General features: G+C 72.5%; 22 protein-coding genes. 17 read left to right on the forward strand and 5 right to left on the reverse strand.

Going from position 1 to position 23,512, the window contains the following annotated elements:
• The first annotated feature begins 42 nt into the window (after positions 1-42).
• The 8 genes from OG570_RS36890 (at position 43) to OG570_RS36925 (ending at position 7,572) form a co-directional block, all read left to right on the forward strand.
• Positions 43-894, forward strand: a complete 852-nt coding sequence (locus OG570_RS36890; protein WP_326953477.1) for an ankyrin repeat domain-containing protein — start codon at positions 43-45, stop codon at positions 892-894.
• Between the two features lie 82 nt (positions 895-976).
• The gene (locus OG570_RS36895; protein ID WP_326949403.1) at positions 977-1,924 is read left to right on the forward strand and encodes a helix-turn-helix domain-containing protein; all 948 of its coding nucleotides are present in this window, start codon (positions 977-979) and stop codon (positions 1,922-1,924) included.
• Between the two features lie 57 nt (positions 1,925-1,981).
• Positions 1,982-2,749, forward strand: a complete 768-nt coding sequence (locus OG570_RS36900; protein ID WP_326953478.1) for a MoaF C-terminal domain-containing protein — start codon at positions 1,982-1,984, stop codon at positions 2,747-2,749.
• Between the two features lie 11 nt (positions 2,750-2,760).
• A complete protein-coding gene (locus OG570_RS36905) occupies positions 2,761-3,156 on the forward strand; it encodes a nuclear transport factor 2 family protein (RefSeq protein ID WP_326953479.1) in 396 nt (131 codons plus the stop codon).
• Positions 3,153-4,325: an ABC transporter substrate-binding protein gene (locus OG570_RS36910; RefSeq protein WP_326953480.1), complete on the forward strand. Its 1,173-nt coding sequence runs from the start codon at positions 3,153-3,155 to the stop codon at positions 4,323-4,325. The genes OG570_RS36905 and OG570_RS36910 overlap by 4 nt, the downstream gene beginning before the upstream one ends.
• Positions 4,326-4,335: 10 nt before the next feature.
• Positions 4,336-5,196: a branched-chain amino acid ABC transporter permease gene (locus OG570_RS36915; protein ID WP_326953481.1), complete on the forward strand. Its 861-nt coding sequence runs from the start codon at positions 4,336-4,338 to the stop codon at positions 5,194-5,196.
• Entirely contained in the window at positions 5,183-6,883 is a 1,701-nt protein-coding gene (locus OG570_RS36920; RefSeq protein WP_326953482.1) for a branched-chain amino acid ABC transporter ATP-binding protein/permease, read from the forward strand. The genes OG570_RS36915 and OG570_RS36920 overlap by 14 nt, the downstream gene beginning before the upstream one ends.
• Positions 6,880-7,572 carry an ABC transporter ATP-binding protein gene (locus OG570_RS36925; protein ID WP_326953483.1) on the forward strand — a complete coding sequence of 231 codons (693 nt, stop codon included), beginning with the start codon at positions 6,880-6,882 and terminating at the stop codon, positions 7,570-7,572. The genes OG570_RS36920 and OG570_RS36925 overlap by 4 nt, the downstream gene beginning before the upstream one ends.
• A gap of 47 nt (positions 7,573-7,619) precedes the next feature.
• Here OG570_RS36925 and OG570_RS36930 read toward each other — a convergent pair whose 3' ends face one another.
• Together OG570_RS36930 and OG570_RS36935 are read right to left on the reverse strand one after the other, a co-directional pair.
• Positions 7,620-8,420: an SDR family NAD(P)-dependent oxidoreductase gene (locus tag OG570_RS36930; RefSeq protein ID WP_326953484.1), complete on the reverse strand. Its 801-nt coding sequence runs from the start codon at positions 8,418-8,420 to the stop codon at positions 7,620-7,622.
• Between the two features lie 13 nt (positions 8,421-8,433).
• Positions 8,434-9,129 (reverse strand): SDR family NAD(P)-dependent oxidoreductase, encoded by a 696-nt coding sequence (locus OG570_RS36935; RefSeq protein WP_326953485.1) that lies wholly within the window; start codon positions 9,127-9,129, stop codon positions 8,434-8,436.
• Between the two features lie 113 nt (positions 9,130-9,242).
• On the opposite strand from OG570_RS36935, the gene OG570_RS36940 reads away from it, so the two are divergent.
• The 4 genes from OG570_RS36940 (at position 9,243) to OG570_RS36955 (ending at position 14,126) form a co-directional block, all read left to right on the forward strand.
• Positions 9,243-11,108, forward strand: coding sequence for a primary-amine oxidase (locus tag OG570_RS36940; RefSeq protein WP_326953486.1), 1,866 nt, complete (start codon positions 9,243-9,245; stop codon positions 11,106-11,108).
• Between the two features lie 7 nt (positions 11,109-11,115).
• Positions 11,116-11,859 carry a MoaF C-terminal domain-containing protein gene (locus tag OG570_RS36945; RefSeq protein WP_326953487.1) on the forward strand — a complete coding sequence of 248 codons (744 nt, stop codon included), beginning with the start codon at positions 11,116-11,118 and terminating at the stop codon, positions 11,857-11,859.
• A 3-nt stretch (positions 11,860-11,862) separates the two neighbouring features.
• Positions 11,863-13,473, forward strand: a complete 1,611-nt coding sequence (locus OG570_RS36950) for an amidohydrolase (protein WP_326953488.1) — start codon at positions 11,863-11,865, stop codon at positions 13,471-13,473.
• 65 nt (positions 13,474-13,538) lie between these two features.
• The gene (locus OG570_RS36955; protein ID WP_326949391.1) at positions 13,539-14,126 is read left to right on the forward strand and encodes a TetR/AcrR family transcriptional regulator; all 588 of its coding nucleotides are present in this window, start codon (positions 13,539-13,541) and stop codon (positions 14,124-14,126) included.
• Between the two features lie 46 nt (positions 14,127-14,172).
• Here OG570_RS36955 and OG570_RS36960 read toward each other — a convergent pair whose 3' ends face one another.
• Both OG570_RS36960 and OG570_RS36965 read right to left on the reverse strand, forming a co-directional pair.
• Positions 14,173-15,093, reverse strand: a complete 921-nt coding sequence (locus OG570_RS36960) for an alpha/beta hydrolase (protein ID WP_326953489.1) — start codon at positions 15,091-15,093, stop codon at positions 14,173-14,175.
• A gap of 259 nt (positions 15,094-15,352) precedes the next feature.
• The gene (locus tag OG570_RS36965; protein WP_326953490.1) at positions 15,353-16,339 is read right to left on the reverse strand and encodes a methyltransferase domain-containing protein; all 987 of its coding nucleotides are present in this window, start codon (positions 16,337-16,339) and stop codon (positions 15,353-15,355) included.
• 227 nt (positions 16,340-16,566) lie between these two features.
• Here OG570_RS36965 and OG570_RS36970 point away from each other — a divergent pair, with 227 nt between their 5' ends.
• From OG570_RS36970 to OG570_RS36990, 5 genes are read left to right on the forward strand one after another with little or no spacing between them, the layout of a single operon-like run.
• Positions 16,567-18,330, forward strand: coding sequence for an ABC transporter ATP-binding protein (locus OG570_RS36970; protein WP_326953491.1), 1,764 nt, complete (start codon positions 16,567-16,569; stop codon positions 18,328-18,330).
• Positions 18,327-19,910: an ABC transporter substrate-binding protein gene (locus OG570_RS36975; protein ID WP_326953492.1), complete on the forward strand. Its 1,584-nt coding sequence runs from the start codon at positions 18,327-18,329 to the stop codon at positions 19,908-19,910. Before OG570_RS36970 ends, OG570_RS36975 begins: the two co-directional genes overlap by 4 nt.
• Positions 19,907-20,851: an ABC transporter permease gene (locus OG570_RS36980; protein ID WP_326953493.1), complete on the forward strand. Its 945-nt coding sequence runs from the start codon at positions 19,907-19,909 to the stop codon at positions 20,849-20,851. Before OG570_RS36975 ends, OG570_RS36980 begins: the two co-directional genes overlap by 4 nt.
• Entirely contained in the window at positions 20,848-21,765 is a 918-nt protein-coding gene (locus OG570_RS36985) for an ABC transporter permease (RefSeq protein WP_326953494.1), read from the forward strand. The genes OG570_RS36980 and OG570_RS36985 overlap by 4 nt, the downstream gene beginning before the upstream one ends.
• A gap of 12 nt (positions 21,766-21,777) precedes the next feature.
• The gene (locus tag OG570_RS36990; protein ID WP_442788215.1) at positions 21,778-22,500 is read left to right on the forward strand and encodes an alpha/beta fold hydrolase; all 723 of its coding nucleotides are present in this window, start codon (positions 21,778-21,780) and stop codon (positions 22,498-22,500) included.
• Positions 22,501-22,555: 55 nt separating this feature from the next.
• Here OG570_RS36990 and OG570_RS36995 read toward each other — a convergent pair whose 3' ends face one another.
• Positions 22,556-23,470, reverse strand: a complete 915-nt coding sequence (locus tag OG570_RS36995) for an aldo/keto reductase (protein ID WP_326953495.1) — start codon at positions 23,468-23,470, stop codon at positions 22,556-22,558.
• Between the last annotated feature and the right edge of the window lie 42 nt (positions 23,471-23,512).

The following is a 23,512-nucleotide window of genomic DNA, read 5'->3' on the forward strand; positions in this document are numbered from 1 at the left end:
CGCCCGCTACGGTCGCCGCGAACCGACTTCGAGGGGGGATCGATGACCGCGCTGCAGGACGCCGCCGAACGCGGCACGCCGGAGCAGGTGGCGGAGCTGGCGCGCCAGGCCGCCGACGTCGACGCCGAAACCGAGGGCCACACCGCGCTGTGGTGGGCGGTGCACGCCCGCCGGCCGGAGAACGCCCGCGTGCTGGCCGGCGCGGGCGCGGATCCGTGGCGGCCGGACCCGGCCGGCTGGCCGCCAGGGCGGCTCGCGCTGGCCGGGCCCACCCCGGACCTGTTCGGCGCCGCACCCGCCGGGGTCGTGCTCAGCGACGCCGAGGCCGTGATCGTGGCGGCGGCGGCCGGTCTCGGCGCCGCGCTGCACGGCTGCCTGCTCGAAGGCACCGGCCTCGCGTGTGTCGCGGGTGTCGACGCGGCGGAAGCGGCGCGGCGGCTCGACGCCGTCCCCGCCGATCCCGCGGTCGGCCGGGCGCTGTCCGCGGATCCGTGGGCGCCCGAGGGCACCGACCAGATCGTGGGGGTCACCGACGTGCCCGGCGGCTGCGTCGTCACCCAGCCGTGGGGTTACCTGCCGCAGACCCCGGTCGTCACCGGGCTCCTGTCTGCGGGCACGGTCTGTTACGGCGTGTACTCGAACCCGAAGAGCGGCAACCAGGGGTGCATCGTCCGCGACGGCGTCACCGAAGGGTCGGACCTGCACCCCGGCGGCGCGCCGTACGTCGACTCCTCGGCCTTGGAGGTGCTGCTTTCCTACCTGTACCCGGGAAACGCCGCGGCCTACGCCTGTGCGTACGCCGGGCTGCGGCCGGTCGACGCGCGGGCGATCACCGGGCCGCCCGACACCTGGCTCGTGCTGCCCGAGCGGGACTACTGGCACCACTCAGCGTAACCGGAATGGTACCGCAGGAGCATTGCCGGGCAAGATCGTATCGCTTATCGTATACGACACTCCCGATGCTGCGAGGTGACCCGTGCCCGCCCCCACGACCCTGATCGCCCGGGACTTCACCGAGTTCCGCGCCGCCGTCACGCAGTCCTTCGTGCCGCTGCACGTCACCGCCGGCGCCGGGGAGGCCTTCCGCGGCCGGATCCGCTCGTCGACGGCCGACGAGGTGCAGGTCTCGGAGATCTCGGCGTCGCCGCACGTCGTCCGGCGCACGCCGGAGCTGATCGCGCGCGGCGAACGCCGGTACTACAAGCTGAGCCTGATCCTGGCCGGCACCGGGCTGCTGGTGCAGGACGACCGGCAGGCCGTCCTGCGGCCCGGCGACGTCGCGCTCTACGACACGCACCGGCCGTACTCGCTGGAGTTCGCCGAGGACTTCCGCACCCTGGTGGTGATGTTCCCGCAGCGGCTCATCGACCTGCCCGCCGAGCTCGTCGGGCGGCTGACGGCGGTGCGGATGTCCGGCAAGGAGGGCGTCGGCAACGTCGTGGTGCCGTTCCTCGCCCAGCTCGGCAGCAACCTCGAGCAGCTGGCCGGCCCGGCGGGCGCGCGGCTGGCGCACAGCGCCGTCGACCTGCTGAGCACGATGGTCGCCACCGAGCTCGACCTCGCGCACGCGGGCGCCGACCCGCACCACGAGCTGATGCGCCGGATCCGCGCGCACATCGACGCCAACCTGCACTCCCCCGAGCTGAACCCGGCGCGGATCGCCGCCGAGCACTTCATCTCGACGCGGCACCTGCACGGGCTGTTCCAGGAGCAGGGCACCACGGTCGCCGGCTGGATCCGCACCCGGCGCCTCGAGCACTGCCGCCGTGACCTGCTCGACCCGGTGCACGCCGGCCGCCCGGTCGCGGCCATCGCGTCGCGCTGGGGGTTCGTCGACGCCGCGCACTTCAGCCGGGTGTTCAAGACGGCGTTCGGGCGCGCGCCGAGCGAGCTGCGCCGCGAGTTGACCGTCAGCGACCGGTAGTTGCCCCCCAGCGCGTGACCGCTCGCTCGCCGCCGGGCGCCGCTCGACGATGAGCCCATGCCCGAAGCCCCCACCGACGGCTGGCGCACCTACGACGAGTTCGCCGCCGGGATCGCCACCTACCGCCTGCCGAACGCCGACCTCACCGGCCACTCGGTCACGATCACCCTCGACGACGGCGCCTCGCTCGCGCTGAGTTTTCCCGACGCGGACCACGTCATCTGCAACGGCGTCGAAGATCCCTACGACGCGGTGGCCGTCCGCGACGACGTGTACTTCGTCAACATCCCGCTGACCAGCGTCGAAGGCGAAGCCCTGACGGTCGTCTATTCGACGTCGACCCACCGCGCGCTCGCCGTCCGGTCGGTGATCGGCGCGGAGGACGTCGACGGCGTTCCCCGGGTGTCCCAGAGCTTCCGGGCCGGGACGACCGGCGGCGGCGAGCCGTCCGGTGCCGTGCCCGGGCCGTCGCGGGACCTGATCGGCAAGCGCAACCTCTACCGCTACAGCCCCGATCACCTCTACGAGCACGTCTACGTCTCGTCGGAGCGTTACGCCTGGCAGTGCCTGGAAGGCGTGCAGCGCGGCCACGGCGACATGGACCTGTCGACCGTGTGGAAGTTCCAGGACGGCCTCTACCTGTTCTGCTTCCGCGAGTTCCGGATCGCCGTGGCGAGCGTGTGGCTGCACGACCTCGGTTACGCGCTGCGCACCACCGGTGTGTTCCTCGGCCTCACCGGCGAGGGCCGGTCCGAGCACTCCCGCGCCGGCGGGCACGTCTACCCGCTCGGCTCGGTCGCCTACCCCGACGCCCAGCCCGTCTGAAGGAGCTTCCCGTGTCCCCTGTGGACGTCATCCGCGCGCACTACGACGCCAGCGACCGCGGCGACCTGCCCGGCATGCTGGCCCCGCTCGGCCCCGGCACGACGTGGACGGAGGCCGCCGGTTTCCCTTATGCCGGAAACTACACCGGCCCTGACGAAGTCCGGCAGCACGTCTTCGAGGCCATCGGCCGGGACTGGGACGGCTACCGCTTCACCCTCGCCGACCTCCTCGACGCGGGCGACACCGTCGTCGGCGTCGGCACCTACACCGGGACCCACCGCGGCACCGGGAAGTCCTTCACCGCCCGCGTCGCCCACGTGTGGCGGTTCGCCGCGGGTGCCGTCGCGAGTTTCGAGCAGATCGTCGACTCCGCGCCCGTCGTGGCCGCAACCCGGGAGCACTCATGAGAAAGACCCTGCCCGCCCTGGCGATCGCCGTGGTGCTGGCCACCGCCGGGTGCGCCGGCGCCGGGTCCGGTACGAACGGGCCGATCGTCGTCGGCTCGGTCAACGCGCTGAGCGGCGCGGCCACCTTCCCGGAGGCCTCCCAGGCCGCGAAGGCCGTGTTCGACGCGGCCAACGCGGCCGGCGGCGTCAACGGGCGGCAGATCGAGTACAAGGCGATCGACGACAAGGGTGACCCGTCGGCCGCCGCGGCCGCCGCCCGCGAGGTGGTCGGCGGCGACGAGGCCGTCGCGCTCGTCGGGTCGTCGAGCCTCATCGAGTGCGAGATCAACGCGAAGTACTACGAGCAGCAGAAGATCCTTTCGGTGCAGGGCATCGGCGTCGACCCGGCGTGCTTCTCGAGCCCCAACATCGCGCCGGTCAACGTCGGGCCGTTCCACGACATGACGCTCACCCTGCTCTACGGCTCGGAAGTGCTGAAGCTGAACGACATCTGCGCACTGCTGGAGATCGCGGGCAACACGCTCCCGGCGTACCAGGCCGCGATCGACGAGTGGACGAAGATCACCGGCAAGAAGCTGAAGTACCTCGACGCGACCGTGCCCTACGGCGGCTCGGACTACACCTCCTACGTCGTCAAGACGCGGGCGGCGGGCTGCAAGGCCATCACGGTCAACCCGGTGGAGCCCGACTCGATCGGCCAGCTCAAGGCCGCGCAGGCGCAGGGCTGGAACGACGTCACGTGGCTGCTGCTGACCAGCGTGTACAGCGAGAACTACGCCAAGGCGATCTCGGACGCCGGCGCCGGGGTCTACGTGCCCGCCGAGTTCTACCCCTTCACCGACGCCGGCAGCCCGCAGACCAAGGACTGGCGCGACCTGATGACGAAGAACAAGATCCCGCTGACGTCGTTCAGCCAGGGCGGTTACCTGGCGGCGAAGTACTTCCTCGACGTCGTCCGCGGGATCCAGGGGGACGTCACCCGCGAGTCGGTGACGAAGGCGCTGCGCGGGATGAAGCCGGTCACCGACCCGATGGTCGGCACGCCGTACGTCTTCGGCCCGGCCGCGACGCACCACGACAACACCGCCGGCTGGCCGATCAAGCTCGCCACCGGCACGAACAAGTGGGAGCTGGCCGGGCAGGACTGGCTACGGATCCCTCGCTCGTAGGAGGATGTCGATGCTGCAAGGTGCGCTGGCCGGGCTGGCCGCGGGCGGGCTCTACGCGGTGCTCGCGGTCTGCCTGACGTTGATGTCCCGGCTGGTGCGGGTGGTCAACTTCGCGCAGTCCGCCACCGGGATGTTCGGCTGTTACGTCGCCGTCTTCCTCTCGGTCCACTTAGGACTCCCGGAGTGGGCGGCGACGCTCGCCGGGATCGTCCTGGGTGGCGCGCTGAGCGCGGTGCTCGGCTGGATCGTGTCCACCTGGCTCGCCGAAGCCGACACCGGGACGCGCTCGGCGGTCACGGTCGCGGTGCTCCTGCTGCTGATCTCGCTGGCGTTCATCCTGTTCGGGAACAAGCCGCAGCCGTTCCACCCGCTGCTGGCCGGCCCGGCGTTCACCGTCGGCGGGGTGGTGATCAGCCAGGTCACCGTGGTGACGGTCGCGCTGGCGATCGTGGTGGCGCTCGCCTGCCGCGCGGTCCTGGCCCGCACCACGCTGGGCGTCCGGCTGCGGGCGTTGTCCGAGCGTCCGACGACGGCGGAGCTGCTGGGCATCCCGGCCCGCCCGCTGGCGGTCGGCGTCTGGACGGCGACCGGGGTGATCGCGACGCTCGCGGTGTCGATCGTCGCGCCGTCGCAGTCGAACGACCCGACGTCGCTGGCGATGCTGGTGGTCCCGGCGGCCGCGGCGGCGTTGCTCGGCGGCTTCCGGCGGCTCGACCTGGCCGTGGCGGGCGGCCTGGTACTGGGCATGGCCCAGGGCGCGGTCGCCCAGTCCGACCGGCTGTCGGTGCTGCGGTACTTCCTCCCGTTCCTGGTCATCGTCGCGCTGCTGCTGTGGACGCAGCGCAAGGAGGTGTGGGATGCGGCTCGCTGAACGACTCCTGCCGGTCCTCGTCGCGACCGCCGCCGTCGGCGTCGGGTACGCGTTGAGCGTCGGGCTCGCCGGGTACTTCGTCTACCTCGGCGTCAGCGCCGTCGTCGCGGCGATCGCGCTGCTCGGCCTCGGCGTGGTGACCGGCACCGCCGGGATGATCTCCCTGTGCCAGCTGACCTTCGGCGCGGTCGGGGCGTTCGTCGTGTCGGCGTGCAACGTCGCCGGGGTGCCCGGCGGGTTCGTCGTCTGGCTGGTCCTCGGCGGGCTGGCCGCGGCGGTGGCCGGGGTGCTCGTCGGGCTGCCCGCGCTGCGGCTGCGCGGCATCACGCTCGCCGTCGTCACCCTCGGGCTGGCCGCGGCCGCCGACCTGACGCTGGTGCAGATCCAGTTCCCCGGCGCCACCGAAGGCACGGCGGTCGAGCGGCCCGACGCGTTCGCCGACGACCGGTCGTACTTCCTGTTCGCGGTGCTGGTGCTCGTCGCCTGCGGGCTGGTCGTGCACTTCCTGCGCCGCGGGCGCTGGGGCAGCAGCTGGCACCTGGTCGCCTTCTCCGAGCGCGGCACGGCGGCGGTCGGCGCCGGGGTGCGGACGTCGAAGCTGACGGCGTTCGCGGTCAGCGCCGCCCTCGGCGGGATCAGCGGCGGCCTGCTCACCGGGCAGGTCGGGCTGGCCTTCCCGGCCAGTTTCACCGCGATCCAGTCGCTCGCGCTCTACGTGCTGGCCATCATGTCCGGCGCGCACCTGATCGACATGGCGGTGTTCGGCGCGCTGCTCTGGGTGGCCGTGCCGGAGCTGCTGAAACGCTGGGGCGTGCCGCAGGACTGGGGCTTCGTCATCTTCGGCGTGCTCGGCGTCCAGGCCCTGGCCGGGCGCGGCAACCTCGGCACGGCCTGGCGCAACCTCTGGTACCGCCGCCGGTCCCGCACCACGGCCGGGGTCGGCCTCACCGACGTCGCCGACGTCGAAGCGCTGCCACCCGGGGACCCGGTGCTGGAGGTGCGCGGGCTGAGTGTCTCCTTCGGACACGTACGCGCACTGTCCGATGTGGACATCTCGGTGCCGGAACACGGCGTGCTGGGCGTGATCGGGCCGAATGGCGCCGGGAAGTCGACGCTCGTGGACGTCATCAGCGGGTTCCTGCCACGGGCGACCGGGACCGTGACGCTCGACGGCCGTCCACTGGCCGGCTCCCCCACGCGCCGGGCCCGCGCCGGGCTGCGGCGGACGTTCCAGCAGGACCGCGTCCCGCCCGGGCTGACGGTCGGCGCGTACGTGCGGTTCGTCGCCCGGCGGCGGATCACGGCCGCCGAGGTCGCCGACGCGCTGGAGTTCTTCGGCTGCCCGCCCGCGCGGACGCCGTTGTCGCGGGTGGACGCCGGCGCGCGGCGGCTCGTCGAGGTCGCGGGGCACCTGCTGGCGCGGCCGCGGGTGCTGCTGCTCGACGAGCCGGCGGCCGGCCTGCCGCACGAAGAGCACGTCGCGTTCGGGCGGCGGCTGCGTCAGGTGCCCGCGCGGTTCGGGGTGTCGGTGCTGCTCATCGAGCACGACCTGGACCTCGTGCGGTCGGTGTGCGACAGCCTGACGGTGCTCGACTTCGGGCAGGTCCTGGCGAGCGGGCCGCAGGCGGACGTGCTGGCCGACCCGGCCGTGCTGAAGGCGTACATGGGCGAAACGGAGCTGCTGTGAACGCGTTGCGGGTGCACGGCCTGACGGTCCGGCGCGGGGCGGGCCCGGTGATCCGGGACGTCGACCTCGTCCTCGAGCCGGGCCGGATCACGGCGCTGGTCGGGCCGAACGGCGCCGGGAAGACCAGCCTCCTCGAAGCCGTCTCGGGCGTGGTCGCGCCGGCCGCGGGGAGCGTCCACCTCGGCGGGGTGAACGTCACGCGGCACTCGCGGGTCGCGCGAGCACGGCTCGGGCTGGCGCACATCGAGCAGGGCCGCGCGGTGTTCCCGGGCCTGACGGTGCTGGAGAACCTCCGCCTGACCGCCCGCACCGCGGCCCGCGTCGACGAGGTCCTGGAGCTGTTCCCGGAGCTGGACAAGCGCCGCGACTCCCCCGCGGCGCTGCTGTCCGGCGGCGAGCAGCAGATGGTGGTCCTGGCCCGCGCGTTCGCGGCACGCCCGGCGTTCCTGCTCATCGACGAGATGTCCCTGGGCCTGGCACCGGTGGTCTTCACCCGCCTGCTGCCGGTGGTGACGCGCTTCGCGGCCGAGGGCGCGGCGATCCTGCTGGTGGAGCAGTTCACCCACCTGGCACTAGGCGTCGCCCAAGAGGCCCTGGTCGTCTCCTCAGGCCGGGTGACGTACTCAGGCGACGCCCAGCCCCTGCTGGACTCCCCCACCACCCTGCACGCCGCCTACCTCGGGTCGTGAGTGCGTAACAGTGTTCTAACACTGTTACGCACTCACGACCGGGGGTGTCACATGCCGGCGCGTTCGAAGGCCAGCGTGGGGAGGTCGACGCAGTGGGCGCCGCCGTCGGCGACCAGGACCGCGCCCGTGATGTACGACGACTCCGGCGAGCCCAGGAACCGGATGATCGACGCGATCTCCGCCGGCTCGGCCGGGCGGCGCAGCGGGACGTCGGCCGTCACGCGGCGGTAGCCCTCGTCGTGGCCGCCCGCGAAGCCGGCCGCCGCGGCGAACTGGTCCATCTCGCCGTCGGCCATCGGGGTGCGGACCCAGCCCGGGCAGACGGCGTTCGCGCGGACGCCGCGGGGGCCGAAGTCGCGGGCGATCGAGCGGGTCAGGCCGATCAGCGCGTGCTTGGCGACGGTGTAGCCGGCGACGTTCGGCCCGGCGAACAGCCCGGCCAGCGACGACACGACGACGACCTGGCCGCCCGTCTCGACCAGCGACGGCAGCGCGGCCCGGCAGAACACGAACGCGCTCGACAGGTTCGACCGCAGCGCGAGTTCCCACTCCTCGTCGCCGGTGTCGGTGACCGACGACAGGCCGTGCCCGCCGGCGTTGGCGACGACGACGTCCAGCCGGCCGAACCGCTCGACGATCTCGGCGACGGCGTTCTCGGCGTCCGCGCGCACACTCGCGTCGCAGGTGATGACGTGCGCACCGATCTCGACGGCGATCTCGTCCAGGGGTTCGCGACGCCGGCCCAGCACGACGACCCGGGCGCCGTCGCTCGCGTAGCGGCGGGCGGCCGCGGCGCCGATGCCGGTGCCTCCGCCGGTGATGGCGACAACTGAGTCCGAAGAGTCCACTGTGGATCCTTTCCTAGGCGGGGAACGCCGAACGGGCCGACAGGCCGAAGTCGGCGAGCAGGGCCTGGCCGTTGACCGGCCGCGAGGCCGGGGACGCGAGGAACAGCACCTGGCGGGCGACGTCGTCGGCGGCCTGCACCGGGAACGCCGGGTCGTCGAGCACGTCGCCGAGGTCCGCGCGCGCCATCGGCGTGTCCACGACCGACGGGCACACGCAGTTGACCCGGATCCCCGGCAGCTCGACCGCCAGGGCCCGGGTCAGCGCCACGACCGCGCCCTTGGACGCGCAGTAGGGCACCATGCCCGGCGCGGCCGTGAAGGCGGAGTCGCTGCCGAGCAGCACCACGGCACCGCCCTCGGCCAGCCACGGCCGCGCGTGCTTGACCAGCAGGAACTGCCCGGTGACGTTGACGGCGAGCACCGCGGCGATGTCGGCGGCGGTGATGGCGGCCAGTGGGGTGCCGACCGGGCCGGAGATCCCGGCGCAGCCGACGACGACGTCGAGACCGCCGAACCCGCGGGCGACCGTCTCCACCGCCGCGGCCAGGGCCGCTTCGTCGGTGACGTCGGCCCGGACGTCGGCGCCGGGCGCCCGGTCGATGACCGCCACCCGGGCGCCTTCGGCGCGGAACGCCCGCACGCAGGCCAGCCCGATGCCGGACGCCCCGCCGGTCACCACGACCGCCTTGCCGGCGAGATCGGTTCGCATGCGCCCATCCTCAACGCGGGCGCCCGCCGGGCGGTTGGCCGAGAGCGCAGTTCTGTTGTCCGCGCCCGCACGCGCGGTCGCGGACGACGCCGCGCGGGCCGAGACTGACCGGGGTGAGCACCCCGCACCCCCTCGACCCGCTGACCGCCGCCGAACTGTCCGCCGGCCGCGCGATCCTCGCCGGCGCCGGACTCACCGGGGAGACGATCCGCTTCCCGCAGGTGCTGCCGGTCGAACCCGCCAAGGCGGACGTCCGCGCCGGCACCGGCGACCGGCGCATCCGCTACACGCTGCTCGACACCGCCACCGGCCGGGCCGGGGAGGCCGTCGTCTCGGTGACCGCGCACGAACTCGTCTCCTGGGACGACTGGGCCGAAGCCGACGGGCAGCCGTCGTACCTGTTCGAGGAGTACGCCCTCGCCGAGCAGTTGACGAAGGCGTCCGACGGCTGGCGGGCCGCGATGGCCCGGCGCGGCCTCGCCGACCACGTCGAGCACGCCTTCTGCGCACCGCTCGCGCCCGGCCACTTCGGCCGCGCCGACGAGACGGGGCGCGTGATCCGCTCGCTGACCTTCCTCCGCGACGACGACGGCGACAGCCCGTGGGCGCGGCCCGTCGAGGGGCTGGTCGTGCACCTCGACCTCACGAGGCGGCAGGTGCTGCGCGTCGAGGACGAAGGTGACGTCCCCGTCCCACCCGAGCACGGCCGCTACGGCGACGTCCCGGCGCGGACGTCGCTGAAGCCGATCGAGATCACCCAGCCCGAGGGGCCGAGCTTCACGGTCGACGGGACCGAGGTGGTCTGGGAGGGCTGGCGGCTGCGCGTCGGCTTCAACACCCGCGAAGGCCTGACGCTGCACCAGGTGGGCTTCCAGGACCGGCCGGTCCTGTACCGGGCCTCGGTCCCCGAGATGGTGGTGCCCTACGGCGACGTCGCGCCCGGCCGGTTCTGGATCAGCTACTTCGACGCCGGTGAATACCAGTTCGGCAAGAACGGCAACGACCTGCGGCTCGGCTGCGACTGCCTGGGCGTCATCCACTACTTCCCGGCCTGGGTCGCCGACGACCACGGCGAGCCGGTCGAGATCCCGCGGGCGATCTGCCTGCACGAAGAGGACGACGGGATCCTCTGGAAGCACACCGATCTCGGCGGGCACCCGGAGGTGCGCCGCTCGCGGCGGCTGGTCGTCTCGTCGATCTCGACGATCGGCAACTACGACTACGGCCACTACTGGTACCTCTACCTCGACGGCACCATCGAGTTCGAGGCGAAGGCCACCGGCGTCGTCTTCTGCGGCGCCGGCACCCCGGGGCGGGAGCAGCCGCACGCGACCGAGATCGCGCCCGGCCTCTTCGCGCCGGTGCACCAGCACCTGTTCTGCGCCCGGCTGGACGTCGAGGTCGACGGCGAGCGCAACAACCTCCACGAAGTCGACGTCGTGGGGGTGCCGACCGGCCCCGAAAACCCGTACGGCAACGCGTTCACCTGGCGCAGCACGCCGCTGCGCACCGAACACGACGCGATGCGCCTGGCCGATCCGGCGCGCGCCCGGGTCTGGGAGATCCGCAGCGCCGACCGCGTCAACCGGCTCGGCAAGCCGACGGCCTACCAGCTCGTGCCGCGGCCGGCGGCCACGCTGCTGGCGCAGCCCGAGGCATCCGTGCACGCCCGGGCGACCTTCGCGACGAAGCACCTGTGGGCGACGCCGTACCGCGACGACGAGCGGTTCCCGGCGGGCGAGCGGCCCAACGCCCACCCCGGCGGCGCGGGCCTGCCCGCCTGGACCACCGCGAACCGCGACCTGACCGACACCGATCTCGTGCTGTGGCACGTGTTCGGCCCGACCCACGTGCCGCGCCCCGAGGACTGGCCGGTGATGCCGGTCGACAAATCCGGGTTCCTGGTGCGGCCCTACGGCTTCTGCGACCGCAACCCGGCCCTCGACCTGCCCGCCGGCGCCCACCACTGCGAACCCTAAGGACGTCATGACGCTCTCCGACACCTCGACCTGGCTGCCGCTCGACGGCCTCGCGCCGGGTTTCGACGCGAACAAGGCCCCGCTCACCGGCGACCTCCACGGCCGCGCGTTCGTGCTGCGCGACGACGCCGGCGGCCCGGGCTTCACCTGGGACGGCACCGAAGCCGAGACGTTCCTCGTCGACGACGGCCTGTACTACGTCCAGCCCCACCCCGGCGCCGCGCGCGAGGCCGTGTCCCTGATCCTCGACGTCCGCGACGGCCGCGCCCTGGTCGTCACCACCCGGATCGGCGACGCCGGCACCCCGCGCGTCACCCAGGAGTTCCGGCCCGCCACGATCGACGGCGCCGAGGTGCGCGGCAAGGCGATGGCGCCGAGCACCGCGCTGATCGGGCGCCGCGTGGTGTGGGTGTACAGCGAAGACCACGCCTACGAGCACGTCTACCTCAGCCCGCACTGGTACACCTGGCAGTGCCTGGCCGGGCCCGAGCGCGGGCTGGCCGACACCGACGAGAACTCCGTGTACCAGGTCCGGCCCGGGATCCACGTGTTCGCCTGGCGCGAGAAGGTGATCTCGTGCGCGTCGGTGACGATCGCCGACCACCGCAACGCCCGCGCGCTGCGCTCCCACGGTGTCCTCTTCGGACTAGACCACACCGGTGAGGACACGACGTGCTTCACGTTCGGCGCGCACGGGCGGCTGCTGAGCACCACCGTCCACCCCGCGGGCCTCGACCCGGCGGAGCACTGAGCCGTGGCCGCCGACCTGATCCTCACCAACGCCGTCGTGTACACCCTGGACCGGGTACGGCCGTGGGCGTCCTCGCTGGCCGTCACCGACGGGAAGGTCCTGGCTCTCGAAGACGTCGAGCGCGGGCCGAAGACCGAGGTGCTCGACCTCGGCGGCGCGTTCGTCCTGCCCGGGCTGGTGGACGTGCACAACCACCACGCGATGGCCGGCCGCGCCGAGCTGTTCGAGCTCACCTTCGGCGCGGACGCGGGGTTCGCGGACATCCTCGACGCCGTCCGCGCGCGAGCGCGTGACCTCGGCCCGGACGACTGGCTGATCGGCGGCGCCTGGGCGTCGACGCTGGTCGAGACGCTTTCGCACGCCTCGGCGCGGCGCGCGCTCGACGACGCCGCGGGCGGCCGGCCGGTCGCGCTGGCCGACGACAGCCGCCACAACCGCTTCGTGAGCACCCGGGCTCTGGAGCTGGCCGGGATCACCGCGGCGACGCCGGACCCGCCGGGCGGGGTGATCCACCGGGACGGCGGCGAGCCGAGCGGCCTGCTGCTGGAAGCCGCGGGGGTGCTCGTCGAGTACGTCGCCGGCGGCCTGACGCCGCAGCAGCACCGCCGGGCGTCCCAGCGGGCGATCGAGATCCTGCACGGCTTCGGCGTCACCGCGTTCCAGGACGCGGGCGTCTCGACCGACATCCTCGGCGCGCTGAAGTCCCTCGACGACGCGGACGAGCTGGACGCCTGGGTGGTGTCGTCGCTGCTGGTCAACGACCCGATCTTCGGGTTCGACCCGGTCGGCGCGCCGCTGCTGGAGGTCGCCGGGCGCTACCGGACCGAGCACCACCGGCCCGACTTCGTGAAGATCTTCCTCGACGGCGTCCCGCCGACCCGCACGGCCGCGTTCCTCGAGCCGTACCTGCCCGACGACGTCCACGGCGGCTGCTTCCACGGCGAGCCGACCATGTCCGCCGAGGAGCTGACGGGCTGGCTGCGCACGGCGGCGTCCGCGGGCCTGTCGGCCAAGGTGCACTGCACCGGCGACGCGTCGGTCCGGCTGCTGCTCGACGCCGTCTCGAAGCTGCGCGCCGAGGGGTTCACCGACGTGCGGTTCCAGGTGGCGCACGGCCAGTTCGTGCACCCCGACGACCTGCCGCGGTTCGCCGAACTGGGTGTCGCGGCGGACATCTCGCCGTTCCTCTGGGTGCCCGGCGTCATTCCGGAGGCCATCGCCGGGGTGCTGCCCGCGGCCCGCGCGGCCCGGATGCAGCCGAACCGCGCGCTGCTGGACAGCGGCGCGCTCGTGGCCGGCGGTTCGGACTGGCCGGTCAGCGCGTCGCCGAACGCGTGGGAGGGCATCGCGGGCCTGGTCACGCGCGAAGACCCGCACGGTCGCCGGCCGGGCGCGCTCTGGCCGGAGCAGGCGATCACCCTGGCCGAGGCGATCGAGGTGTTCACCCTCGGCGGGGCCCGCGCGTGCGGCCTCGACGACGTCGCCGGGGCGCTGACCCCGGGCCGCTCGGCCGACTTCGTGGTCCTCGACCGGGATCCGTTCCGGACCGCCGACGTGGCCGGCACGCAGGTCGTCGAGACCTGGTTCGCGGGACGGCGGGTGTTCCGGCGCTGACCCGATCCGGTGCTTCCGGGTAGTTTCTCCTACACTGGTAGAGAAAACCAGTGCGGAGGTGCCGGGTGCCCAAGATCATCGACCACGACCAGCGGCGCAGGGACATCGTCGACGTCACCTGGGACCTGATCGTGCGCGGCGGGATCGAAGCCGCCACGATGCGCGAGATCGCCGCGGCGGCCGGGTTCGCGAACGGCGCGCTCAAGCTGTACTTCGCCGGCAAGGAAGAGATCATCGCGGCGACCTACGAGCGGGCGCTGGACATGATGCGCGAGTACGTGGCCCTCGACGGCCTGCGCGGGCTGGCCGCGCTGCGCGAGCTCTGCGTGTCCTCGATGCCGATCGACGAAGCCCGCATCACGGCCGGGCGCGTGCTGCTGATCTTCTGGCAGATGTCCCTGTCGGACCAGGGGATGCACGACAAGTACCTCGAGCACGTCCGCGAGTGGCGCGGGCTCCTGCACCGCTTCCTGGCCGAAGGCCGCGAGGACGGCGACATCGTCACCGAGACGCCGGACGAGCAGCTGGTGGACGAGGTCATCCTGGTCAACGCGGGCGCGAACGTGATGAGCCTGGTCGCGGGCGAGTTCTCCACCGTGGCGCTGCAGCACCGCCACCTGGAGTCGTTCCTGGCCCGGCTCACCAAGCCGTGAGGGGCACCTTCAGGGCGTTAAAAGCCATGAAGGTGCCCCTCATGCGCTACGCGGTGAAGATCCCGCGCAGGTAGGCCGCCACCTCCGCGTGGGACTTCGGGGACGAGGGCAGGTCCGTGTACAGGCCGTAGAAGCCGTGGATCTGGCCCGCGTAGCGGGTGAGGTCGACGGCCACGCCCGCGTCGGTCAGCTGCCGGGCGAACGCCTCGCCCTCGTCGCGCAGGACGTCGTACTCCGCTGTCAGGATCAAGGCCGGGGGCAGGCTCTTCAGGTCCTTCGAGCGTGACGGCAGCAGGTACGGGTCGGTCAGGCGAGCCGGGTCCGGGGCGTACTGGGCGAAGAAGAACCGCATCGCGTCGGCCGTCATGCCGTAGCCCGTCGCGAAGTCCGCGTAGGACGCGAAGCCGTCGTCGGGGTGGGCGAACACCGGGCAGATCAGCACCTGCGCGGAAATCGAAGGCCCGCCCCGATCCCGGGCCATCAGAGAGACCACAGTGGACAGATTGCCGCCGGCGCTCTCACCGCCGACGGCGATCCGCTCCGGCGAGACCGCCGGACCCGCGCCGCCCGCGGCCAGCCACTCCAGCACGGCGTAGCAGTCCTCGGGCGCGGCCGGGTAGGGGTCTTCCGGCGCCAGCCGGTACTCGACGGCGGCCACCGCGACCGACGCCCCGGCACACACCGCGTGTGAGGCGACCTCGTTCTCGTCGACCGAGCCGATCGTCCAGCCACCACCGTGGATCCACAGGAAGACCGGCACCGGGCCGGGCGCCTCCGGCAGGTACAGCCGGACCCGGAGGTCGCCCACCCGGCGTTCGGTCACCGCCGCGACCGGCGCCAGCGCACCCGGCGCCGGCCGGGACGCGGCGAACGCGGCCCTCAGCTCCACCGCCGTCGGCGGCCGTTCGGGCACCGGCGCGTCGGCGGCCAGGGCGAGCAGCTCCTGAACCGCGGGGTCGAGGGTCATGCGGACACCGCCTCGGGGGAAAGACCGGGCAGCTCGAGCGCTGCCGGATCGAGAGTCGCCGGGGAGCCGCTTCGACGACGAGGATCGGCGATGGCGAGGGCACCTCCTCGGCCACGAGACCCCGCGGGCCCGAAGGCCACGCAGACCTCGCCTCGACGAGCCCGCAGCGGAACGTCGGGTTCAAGAAGGCAACCCGCGCGGCCGAAGGCCATCCCGGCACCGCTTCGGCGGGAAGAACCCGCAGGATCGAAGGCCATCCTCACACCGCCTCGGCGACGAGGACGCGCGGCGATCCGGGCAGGGTCAGCCGGTCCACCGGCCGCCACCCCGCGTCCGCCAGCCAGCCCCGGACGTCGGCCTCGGGGTACACGACCGTGCCGTCGATGACCAGGTACTCCCCCGCGTGCAGCGCGTCGAGCGACCGCGGCACGGCGTCGTCGTCCAGGAAGAAGTCCAGCAGCAGGAGACGCGCACCCGGCGCCGCCGCGGCCCGCGCGTGCCGCAGGATCGCGCGGTTCTCCTCGACGCCGAACCGGTGCAGGACGTGGTTCACCATGACGAGGTCGTACTCGCCGTCGGGCTCGGCCTCCGGGGTCGGCGCGCCCACGACCCGCGTCCGGTCCGCGAACTCCGCCACCGCCTCGGTCACCGACGGCACCGACCGCGGGTCGTAGACGAACGTCGTGTGCAGGACGTCGTTGGCCCGCAGGGCTTCCAGGGCGAAGGCGGCCGACAGGCCGCCGAGGTCCAGCAACCGCTTGGCCGACCCGAAGTCGAACGCCTGCGCCAAAGCCCGAGCGTGTAGGGCGTTATACACCATGACCCCGCCGATGAAGGTGGTCCAGCGGTCGCCGGTGAGGTCGAGCTCGCCGGGTTCGCCGGTGTCGGCGGTGTGCGGGAACTGCTGCCAGTGGGGGTAGCTGATGGTTTCGAGGAAGGTGAGGAACGGCGCGAGGTCCGGCTCCTCCCCCGTGCCGCCGAGGTAGGCGGCGGTGTCCGGCGTCAGCGCGTACCGGCCGTCCACTCGCGACAGCAGGCCCAGTGACGACAGCGCGTCACCGAGGATGCGCGTGATGTTCTCCGGCCGGCCGGTGCGTTCCGCGAGTTCCGCCGCGTCGAGCGGCCCGGGCGCGAGTGCGCGGAACAGGCCGATGCGGTTGGCGGCGAACAACTGCCCGGCGGCCATGTAGCCCACGGCGACGTCCACGATGCGCTGGGGCGTGGCTGGTGTTTCCGTCCCGGTCACGGTGACCCTCCTTCTGTTCGACTGGGACACTCTACATCCGTAGATAAAAGAGTCCAGCGCCGATTTTCCACGCGCAGCAAGGGAAATCCGTCGTGTTTCAACTTCCTACGTTCGTAGAATAAAACCATTGACAGCGCATGACGGGAGTGTCAACATGCGTAGAACTACCCCTGCCGGTACCGGCAGTCCGGCCCGCCCGTCGCGGCGGGCGCGAGGAAGGGGAACCCATGACGCTGCTCGAAATCCGGGACCTCACCGTCGGCGTCGTCACCGAAGACGCCGAAAACGCCGATCGCGAACTCGTGCGGGAGCTGTCCTTCGATCTCGATCAGGGACGGACACTGTGCGTGGTCGGCGAGAGCGGCAGCGGCAAGACGGTCACCGCGCTGTCGATCATCCGCCTGCTCGAGTTCGTCGCCCCGGTCCGCACGCGCGGCGAGATCGCGATCGACGGCGTGGACGTGACGAAGCTGCCGGCCGACGCCATGCGTGCCTACCGCGGCCCGCGGATCGGCATGATCTTCCAGGAAGCCCTGGACTCGCTGAACCCGGGCCGCCGGGTGGGCGGGCAGCTGGTCGAGGCCTACCGCGAGCCCGGTTCCCTGCCGGGCCAGGCGGCCCGGCGCGGCAGCCCGCTGCACCGCAAGGCCGAGGCCAAGGCCCGGCAGCTGCTCACCGAGGTGGGCCTCGGCGACACCGACCGGATCCTGCGGCTCTACCCGCACCAGATGTCCGGCGGCATGCAGCAGCGGGTGATGATCGCGCTGGCCCTGATGGCCGATCCGGACCTGCTCATCGCCGACGAGCCGACCACCGCGCTCGACGTCACCACGCAGGCGGAGATCCTGACGTTGTTCGACCGGGTCCGCCGCGACCACGGGACGGCGTGCGTGTTCATCACCCACGACATGGGCGTCGCGGCTCAGGTGGCCGACCGGATCGCGGTGATGTACCGCGGCCGCCTGGTCGAAACGGGCTCGCGCGACGACGTCCTGACACGCCCGCGGCACCCCTACACCCGGGCCCTGCTGAGCTGCGTGCCGCAGCTGGGCGTCAGCCGGCGCGACGGCTTCCCGACCATCTCCGCCACCCGGCTCGCCGCCGCCATGGCGGGCGAAGCGACCGAAGCCGTCGAAACCCGGACGCTGAAGCCGCCACCGCGGAAGGACCACGAAGGCGCCACGCTCAGCATCGCCGGAGTGTCCAAAGTGTACGGCCGAAAAGGACGGTTCGGCCGCGCGGGCAGCGAGGTGCACGCGGTCCGGGACGTCTCCCTCGACATCCCGCCGGGCGAGTTCTTCGGGCTGGTCGGCGAGTCCGGCTCCGGCAAGACCACCCTCGGCCGCTTGGTGACGGCCTTGGAGCCGCCGGAGTCGGGCACGATCACCTTCGGCCCGCACACCGTCACCGCGTCCGGGCTCGACGGCGGTGAGCGCGCATTCCGCCGCCGCGTCCAGCTGATCTTCCAGGACCCGCAGAGCTCCCTCGACCCGCGCCACACCGCCGCGCGGATCATCGCCGAGCCGCTCAAGGAGCTGACCGGGCTGCGGGGCGCCGAGCTGGACCGCCGCGTCGCCGACCTGATCGACGAGGTCGGCCTCCCCCGCGACACCGCGGGCAAGCTCCCGTCGCAGCTGTCCGGCGGGCAGCGGCAGCGGGTGTCGATCGCCCGCGCGATCGCCGCCGAACCGGAGCTGATCGTCGCCGACGAGCCGACGTCGGCCCTCGACGTCTCGGTGCAGGGCCAGGTGCTGAACCTGCTGCTCGACCTGCGCCGCACCCGCACGCTCAGCCTGCTGTTCATCACCCACAACCTCAGCCTCGTGCTGTCGGTCGCCGACCGCGTCGGCGTGATGTACCGGGGCGAGCTCATCGAGGTCGGCGACCCCGACGCCGTCCGCCTCACCCCGCGCCACGACTACACGCGGCGGCTCCTCGCCGCGAACCCCGACCTGCCCGCCCTCCCCCACACAGGATCGACGCGCCCATGAAACGAACTCCTTTGCTCGCCGCCCTCGCCGCCGCGGGCGCGCTCCTCGCCGGCTGCATGGGCGCCACCGCCACCGGTGGTGCCGCGGCGGACGGCCCACCGGTCCGCGGCGGCAACCTGACCGTCGCCGTCCCGACCGACCCGCAGTCCCTGGACATGGTGGCCAACCCCGGCCAGGTGACCGCCCAGATCGGCAACATGATGTACGAGAAGCTCTTCGAGGTCGACCAGGGCTTCGTCGCGCGGCCGATGCTGGTCGACACGTTCACGACCAGCCCGGACCGGCTCACCTACACGTTCAAGCTGCGCCAGGGCGTCACCTTCCAGGACGGCAACCCGCTCACGGGCAACGACGTCGTCGTGAGCCTGCAGCGCTGGCAGAAGAGCCACCGGACCGGCCAGCTCGTCACCCCGGACATCGACACGATCACCGCGCCGGACGCGGCGACCGTGAGCATCCACCTCAAGCGGCCGCGCTACCCGCTCGTCGACGAGCTGGCCGGCGCGGGCACCGAGATCTACGAGGCGAAGAACCTCACCGGGCTGCCCGCGACCGGGTTCGAGCAGGACAAGGCGATCGGCACCGGGCCGTACAAGCTGAAGAGCTGGGACATCGGCCAGCAGCTGGTCCTGGAACGCTACGACGGCTACAAGTCGCGCACCGAGGAGAACTGGGGCGGCCAGGCCGGTGCGAAGCACGCCTACCTCGACACGATCACCTACAAGATCGTCGGCGACCAGGACGCGCTGATCAGCGGCCTGCAGACCGGCCAGTGGGACCACGCGATGCCGGCCAACGACCAGTACGAGACGCTCAAGGCCAACCCGAACCTCGTCGTGCACAACCTGCCGGGCGGCAACGAGAACGTCATCATCCCCAACTTCAACCCGGGTTCGAAGTTCGCCGACCCGCGAGCGCGCCAGGCGCTGAACCTGCTGCTCGACAAGCCCGCGATCAACGCGGCGACCGGCGGCAGCAAGGACCTGACGATCGAGACCGGCGCGTTCGCCTCGCCGGACAACAAGGCGTCCTACTCGGCCGCCGGCGACGACGTCTACCGGCAGCACGACCCGGAGAAGGCGCGGCAACTGCTCGCCGAAGCCGGCGTCCCCGCCGGGTCGACCGTCCACATCGTCACCACGAACTCCTACCCCGAGTTCGGCAAGTGGGCCGTGCTCATCCAGGACGAGCTGTCGAAGATCGGGCTCACCGCCAAGATCGACACCTACGACTTCGCCACCATGCTCGGCACGCTGACCAAGGACCCGGGCGGCTGGGACATCACGACGTTGTTCTTCGACTCGTCGCTGTCCTCGCCCGCGCAGATGCCGGCGCTCACCCTGGGCACGCTCAACGGGTCGTCGTCGCCGGAGATGGACGGGTTGCTGGCCGAGTTCAACGCGGCCACGACGCCGGAGCAGGCCAAGGCCGTGATCGACAAGCTGCAGGCGTACACGTGGAAGCAGCTGTCGGTGATCACGCTGAGCCAGTCCAAGCTGTACGCGGCCTACACGCCGCGGCTGAAGGGCTACGGCGACTTCTACCGGATCTTCTGGAACTCCTGGCTGGCGGCGGCATGACCGGAGTCCTGCTGCGCCGGCTGCGCGACCTGGCGATCATCCTGGTCATCGTCGGCACGATGATGTTCTTCGTCATCCGGCTCATCCCCGGCGACCCGGCCCAGGCCATCCTGGGCCCGACCGCGCGGCCGGCCGACGTCGCCGCCCTGCGCGCGAGCATGGGCCTCGACGGCTCGCTCTGGCAGCAGTACCTGACCTGGGCCGGGCACGTGCTGCGCGGCGACTTCGGGACGTCGATCACCTACCACCAGCCGGTGCTGGGCGTGGTCGCCGGCCACATCGTGCCGACGCTGACGCTCGCCGTGCTGTCGACGATCATCAGCTTCGTCCTGTCCGTGGCGATCACGGCGTGGCAGGCGGTGTCGCCGCGCAACCCGGTGGCCCGCGCGCTCGACCGGCTCTCGTCGCTCGGCATGGCGCTGCCGGACTTCTGGATCTCGCTGGTCCTGGTGCTGGTGTTCTCGGTGACGCTGCGCTGGTTCCCCTCCAGCGGCTACCACGACCTGCTGACCGACCCGGCCGGCGCGGTGCCGGCGCTCGTGCTGCCGCTGGCGGTGCTCGTCATCGGCCAGACGGCGTTGTTCGTGCTCACCCTGCGCGAGAGCGTCCTGGGTGAGCTGCCGCTGGCCTACCTGCGCACGGCGCGCGTCAAGGGCCTGCCCGAACGCCGGGTGCTGCTGAAGCACGTGCTGCCGAACGCGCTGATGCCGCTGATCACCCAGCTGGGCAGCAACTTCGCCATGCTGGTCGGCGGGATCGTGATCATCGAGTCGATCTTCGTCGTGCCCGGGCTCGGCCACCTGCTCATGGGCGCGGTGTCCACCCGCGACTTCCCGCTGATCCAGGGCGTGACGTTGTTCGTCGCGGTGCTGTTCGTCGTGGTCAACCTGCTGGTGGACCTGTCGTACGCGCTGCTCGACCCGAAGGTGCGTGTCGCATGAGCCTCGCCCTCGCCGACCAGGCGCCCGCGGTGGCCGCTCCCCCGCCGCGGCGCGCGGCCCGGGTGTTCCGCCGCAACCGGACGCTGGTCGTCTGCTCGGCGCTGCTCGGGCTCATCGTCCTCGCGGTGGTGGTGCTGCCGGTCTTCCTGCCGAGCGTCAGCGCCACCGACCCGGTGCACCGGCTGCTGCCGCCGTCGCCGGGGCATCTGCTCGGCACGGACTCCTACGGCCGCGACGTCCTCGCGCGGCTGGTGTCCGGCGGGCGGGCGTCACTCGGGCTGTCGGCGCTGATCACGCTGTGCGCGGCGTTCTCCGGCATGGTCATCGGCCTGGTCAGCGGCTTCTACCGGACCGCGGGCGCGGTGCTGATGCGGCTGATGGACGCGTGGATGTCCTTCCCGGCGATCATCCTCGCCATGGCGCTGGCCATCGCGCTCGGCGCCAGCATCTGGACCGAGCTGATCGCGCTGACGGTGATCTTCACGCCGTTCACCGCCCGGGTCATCCGCAGCCGCGTGCTCGGCGTCGCCGGGCGCCAGTACATCGGCGCCGCGCGGGTGTCCGGGATGAGCCGCGGCAAGATCCTGCTGGTGCACGTGTTCCCCAACGTGCTGCCGCTCGCGCTCGTCCAGGTCGTCATCCTGGCCGCGGCCGCGATGCTGGTCGACGGCGCGCTGAGCTTCCTCGGCCTCGGCATCGCCCCGCCCACGCCGACCTGGGGGAACATGATCGCCGAAGGCCGCTCGTACCTGGTCGTCGCGCCGTGGCTGATGCTCGTGCCGGGCGTGACGATCGTGCTCTGCGTGCTCCTGCTCAACCTGATCGGCTCCGCGCTGCGGATCGCCGTCGACCCCCGCGCCCGCACCCTCGGCGAGCTGCAGCGCCTGCGCGTCCGCCGTCCCGCCCGTTCGTGAGAGAGGATCTCCTTGACCGTCCCGACTTCCCTGGCCGTGCGCCGGTTCGCCCCCGACGGCGCGCCCGCCGGCCCGCCGGTGCTGCTCCTGCACGGGTTCGCCTCCGACGGCCCGACCGACTGGATCGGCACCGGCTGGCCCGCGGCCCTCACAGCCGCGGGCCGCCCGGTCCTCGTGCCGGACCTGCCGGGTCACGGCTCGAGTCCGGCGCTCGCCGACGCCACCCCGAAGGCCGTCACCGAGGAGCTCGTCCTCGCGGTCGGCGACGTGTCCGAAGTGGACGTCGTCGGCTACTCGCTGGGGGCGCGGCTGGCCTGGGAGCTGCCCGCGCTGCTGCCCGTCCGGCGGCTGGTGCTGGCCGGGATCAGCCCGCACGAGCCGTTCGGCTCGGTCGACGTCGAGGCCGCGCGAGCCTTCGCCGACGGCGGGCGGCTGCCGGCCGACCCGCTGACCGCGGCGATCGCCCGGATGATCACCGCGCCGGGCCGCGACCCCGCGGCCCTGCTCCGGTGCGTCGAGGGCCTGCGCCGGGAGCCGTTCGCGCCCCAGGTGGGCACGATCGGCGTGCCGACGCGGTTCGTCGCGGGCCGGGACGACCCGATCAGCCAGGGCATCGAGACCCTGGTCCCCCTGGTGCCGGGCAGCGACCTGCTCCTGGTGCCCGGCGACCACGGCGGCGCCCTGCGCGGCGCCGCCTTCAAGACCGCGGTGCTCACCTTCCTCGACACGCCCTGACCCGGTCGTGAGTGGTAATGCGGGTTAGAACCCTCATTACCACTCACGACGGGCCTCACCAGGATCCGTCGGGGCTCACTCCTCGGTCGGCTTGGAGGTGGCTGACCGCCGCGCGGATCTCGGTGCCGTGGGTGCGGGCCAGGTCGAGCGCGCCCAGGTTGTCCGTCAGCTGCTCCGCGCGGCTCGCGCCGAACAGGACGTTCGCCACCGGCTCGTACGCGAGGCAGAACGCGAGGGCCAGCTGCGCCCGGGTCGCGCCGAACTCCGCGGCGATCGTGGCCAGCTCGGCGGACGCGTCCACAATGGACGCCCGGATGCCGCCGACGTCCGCGCCGATCTTCCGGGTGGGCGCGTGGTTGCCCAGCAGGACGCCGCCTTCGAAGACGTCCGACGCCTGCAGCGCGAGCCGGCCCCAGTGCTTGCCGTAGTGCGGGCCTTCGGCCATGGACCGGCGGGCGATCGAGTACTTCAGCTGGGCGAATTCCGGCGCCGGCAGGCCTTCGCGGTCCGCGAAGGCCAGGGCCGCGTCGAGGTCGTCGGCCCACCAGTTGTTGACGCCCCAGCCGCCGATCCGCCCGGCCCGCACCTGCTCGGCGACCTCGGTGACGAGCCGCGGGACGTCCGGGCGGTCGAGGTAGTCGCCCACGACGACCAGGTCCGCGTGGTCCGTGCCGATCCGGCCGAGCGACGTCTCCAGCTGCCGCGCGAACCCCGTCCGCGGGTGGTCCCACAGCCAGAGCTTCCCGCACAGCACGTAGTCCTCGCGGGCGATCCCCGCTTCCCGCACGGCTTTCCCGAAGATCACGTCGGTGTCCGAACCCTCGGCGTGCGGGCCCATGTCGTAGTGCGCGACGTCGAACAACGTCACGCCGGCGTCGACGGCCGTCCGCAGCAGCGCGACGGCGTCGCCGAAGTCCATCCGGTCCCAGGTGTTCCACGAGCCGAGCCCGAAGGCCGATCTGCCGAGCATGCTGTTTCCCTTCTCCGGCAACCTATCTTTAGTCTACGATTG

This window comes from Amycolatopsis sp. NBC_01286 (assembly GCF_035982555.1).
Classification (GTDB): domain Bacteria; phylum Actinomycetota; class Actinomycetes; order Mycobacteriales; family Pseudonocardiaceae; genus Amycolatopsis.

Excerpts from the sequence above, each read along its gene's own strand:
- OG570_RS36995 (WP_326953495.1), bottom strand. The coding sequence starts at position 23,470 with ATGCTCGGCAGATCGGCCTTCGGGCTCGGCTCGTGGAACACCTGGGAC.
- OG570_RS36890 (WP_326953477.1), top strand. The coding sequence starts at position 43 with ATGACCGCGCTGCAGGACGCCGCCGAACGCGGCACGCCGGAGCAGGTG.
- OG570_RS36915 (WP_326953481.1), top strand. The coding sequence starts at position 4,336 with ATGCTGCAAGGTGCGCTGGCCGGGCTGGCCGCGGGCGGGCTCTACGCG.
- OG570_RS36935 (WP_326953485.1), bottom strand. The coding sequence starts at position 9,129 with ATGCGAACCGATCTCGCCGGCAAGGCGGTCGTGGTGACCGGCGGGGCG.
- OG570_RS36975 (WP_326953492.1), top strand. The coding sequence starts at position 18,327 with ATGAAACGAACTCCTTTGCTCGCCGCCCTCGCCGCCGCGGGCGCGCTC.
- OG570_RS36920 (WP_326953482.1), top strand. The coding sequence starts at position 5,183 with ATGCGGCTCGCTGAACGACTCCTGCCGGTCCTCGTCGCGACCGCCGCC.
- OG570_RS36960 (WP_326953489.1), bottom strand. The coding sequence starts at position 15,093 with ATGACCCTCGACCCCGCGGTTCAGGAGCTGCTCGCCCTGGCCGCCGAC.
- OG570_RS36970 (WP_326953491.1), top strand. The coding sequence starts at position 16,567 with ATGACGCTGCTCGAAATCCGGGACCTCACCGTCGGCGTCGTCACCGAA.
- OG570_RS36980 (WP_326953493.1), top strand. The coding sequence starts at position 19,907 with ATGACCGGAGTCCTGCTGCGCCGGCTGCGCGACCTGGCGATCATCCTG.
- OG570_RS36910 (WP_326953480.1), top strand. The coding sequence starts at position 3,153 with ATGAGAAAGACCCTGCCCGCCCTGGCGATCGCCGTGGTGCTGGCCACC.
- OG570_RS36985 (WP_326953494.1), top strand. The coding sequence starts at position 20,848 with ATGAGCCTCGCCCTCGCCGACCAGGCGCCCGCGGTGGCCGCTCCCCCG.
- OG570_RS36945 (WP_326953487.1), top strand. The coding sequence starts at position 11,116 with ATGACGCTCTCCGACACCTCGACCTGGCTGCCGCTCGACGGCCTCGCG.
- OG570_RS36900 (WP_326953478.1), top strand. The coding sequence starts at position 1,982 with ATGCCCGAAGCCCCCACCGACGGCTGGCGCACCTACGACGAGTTCGCC.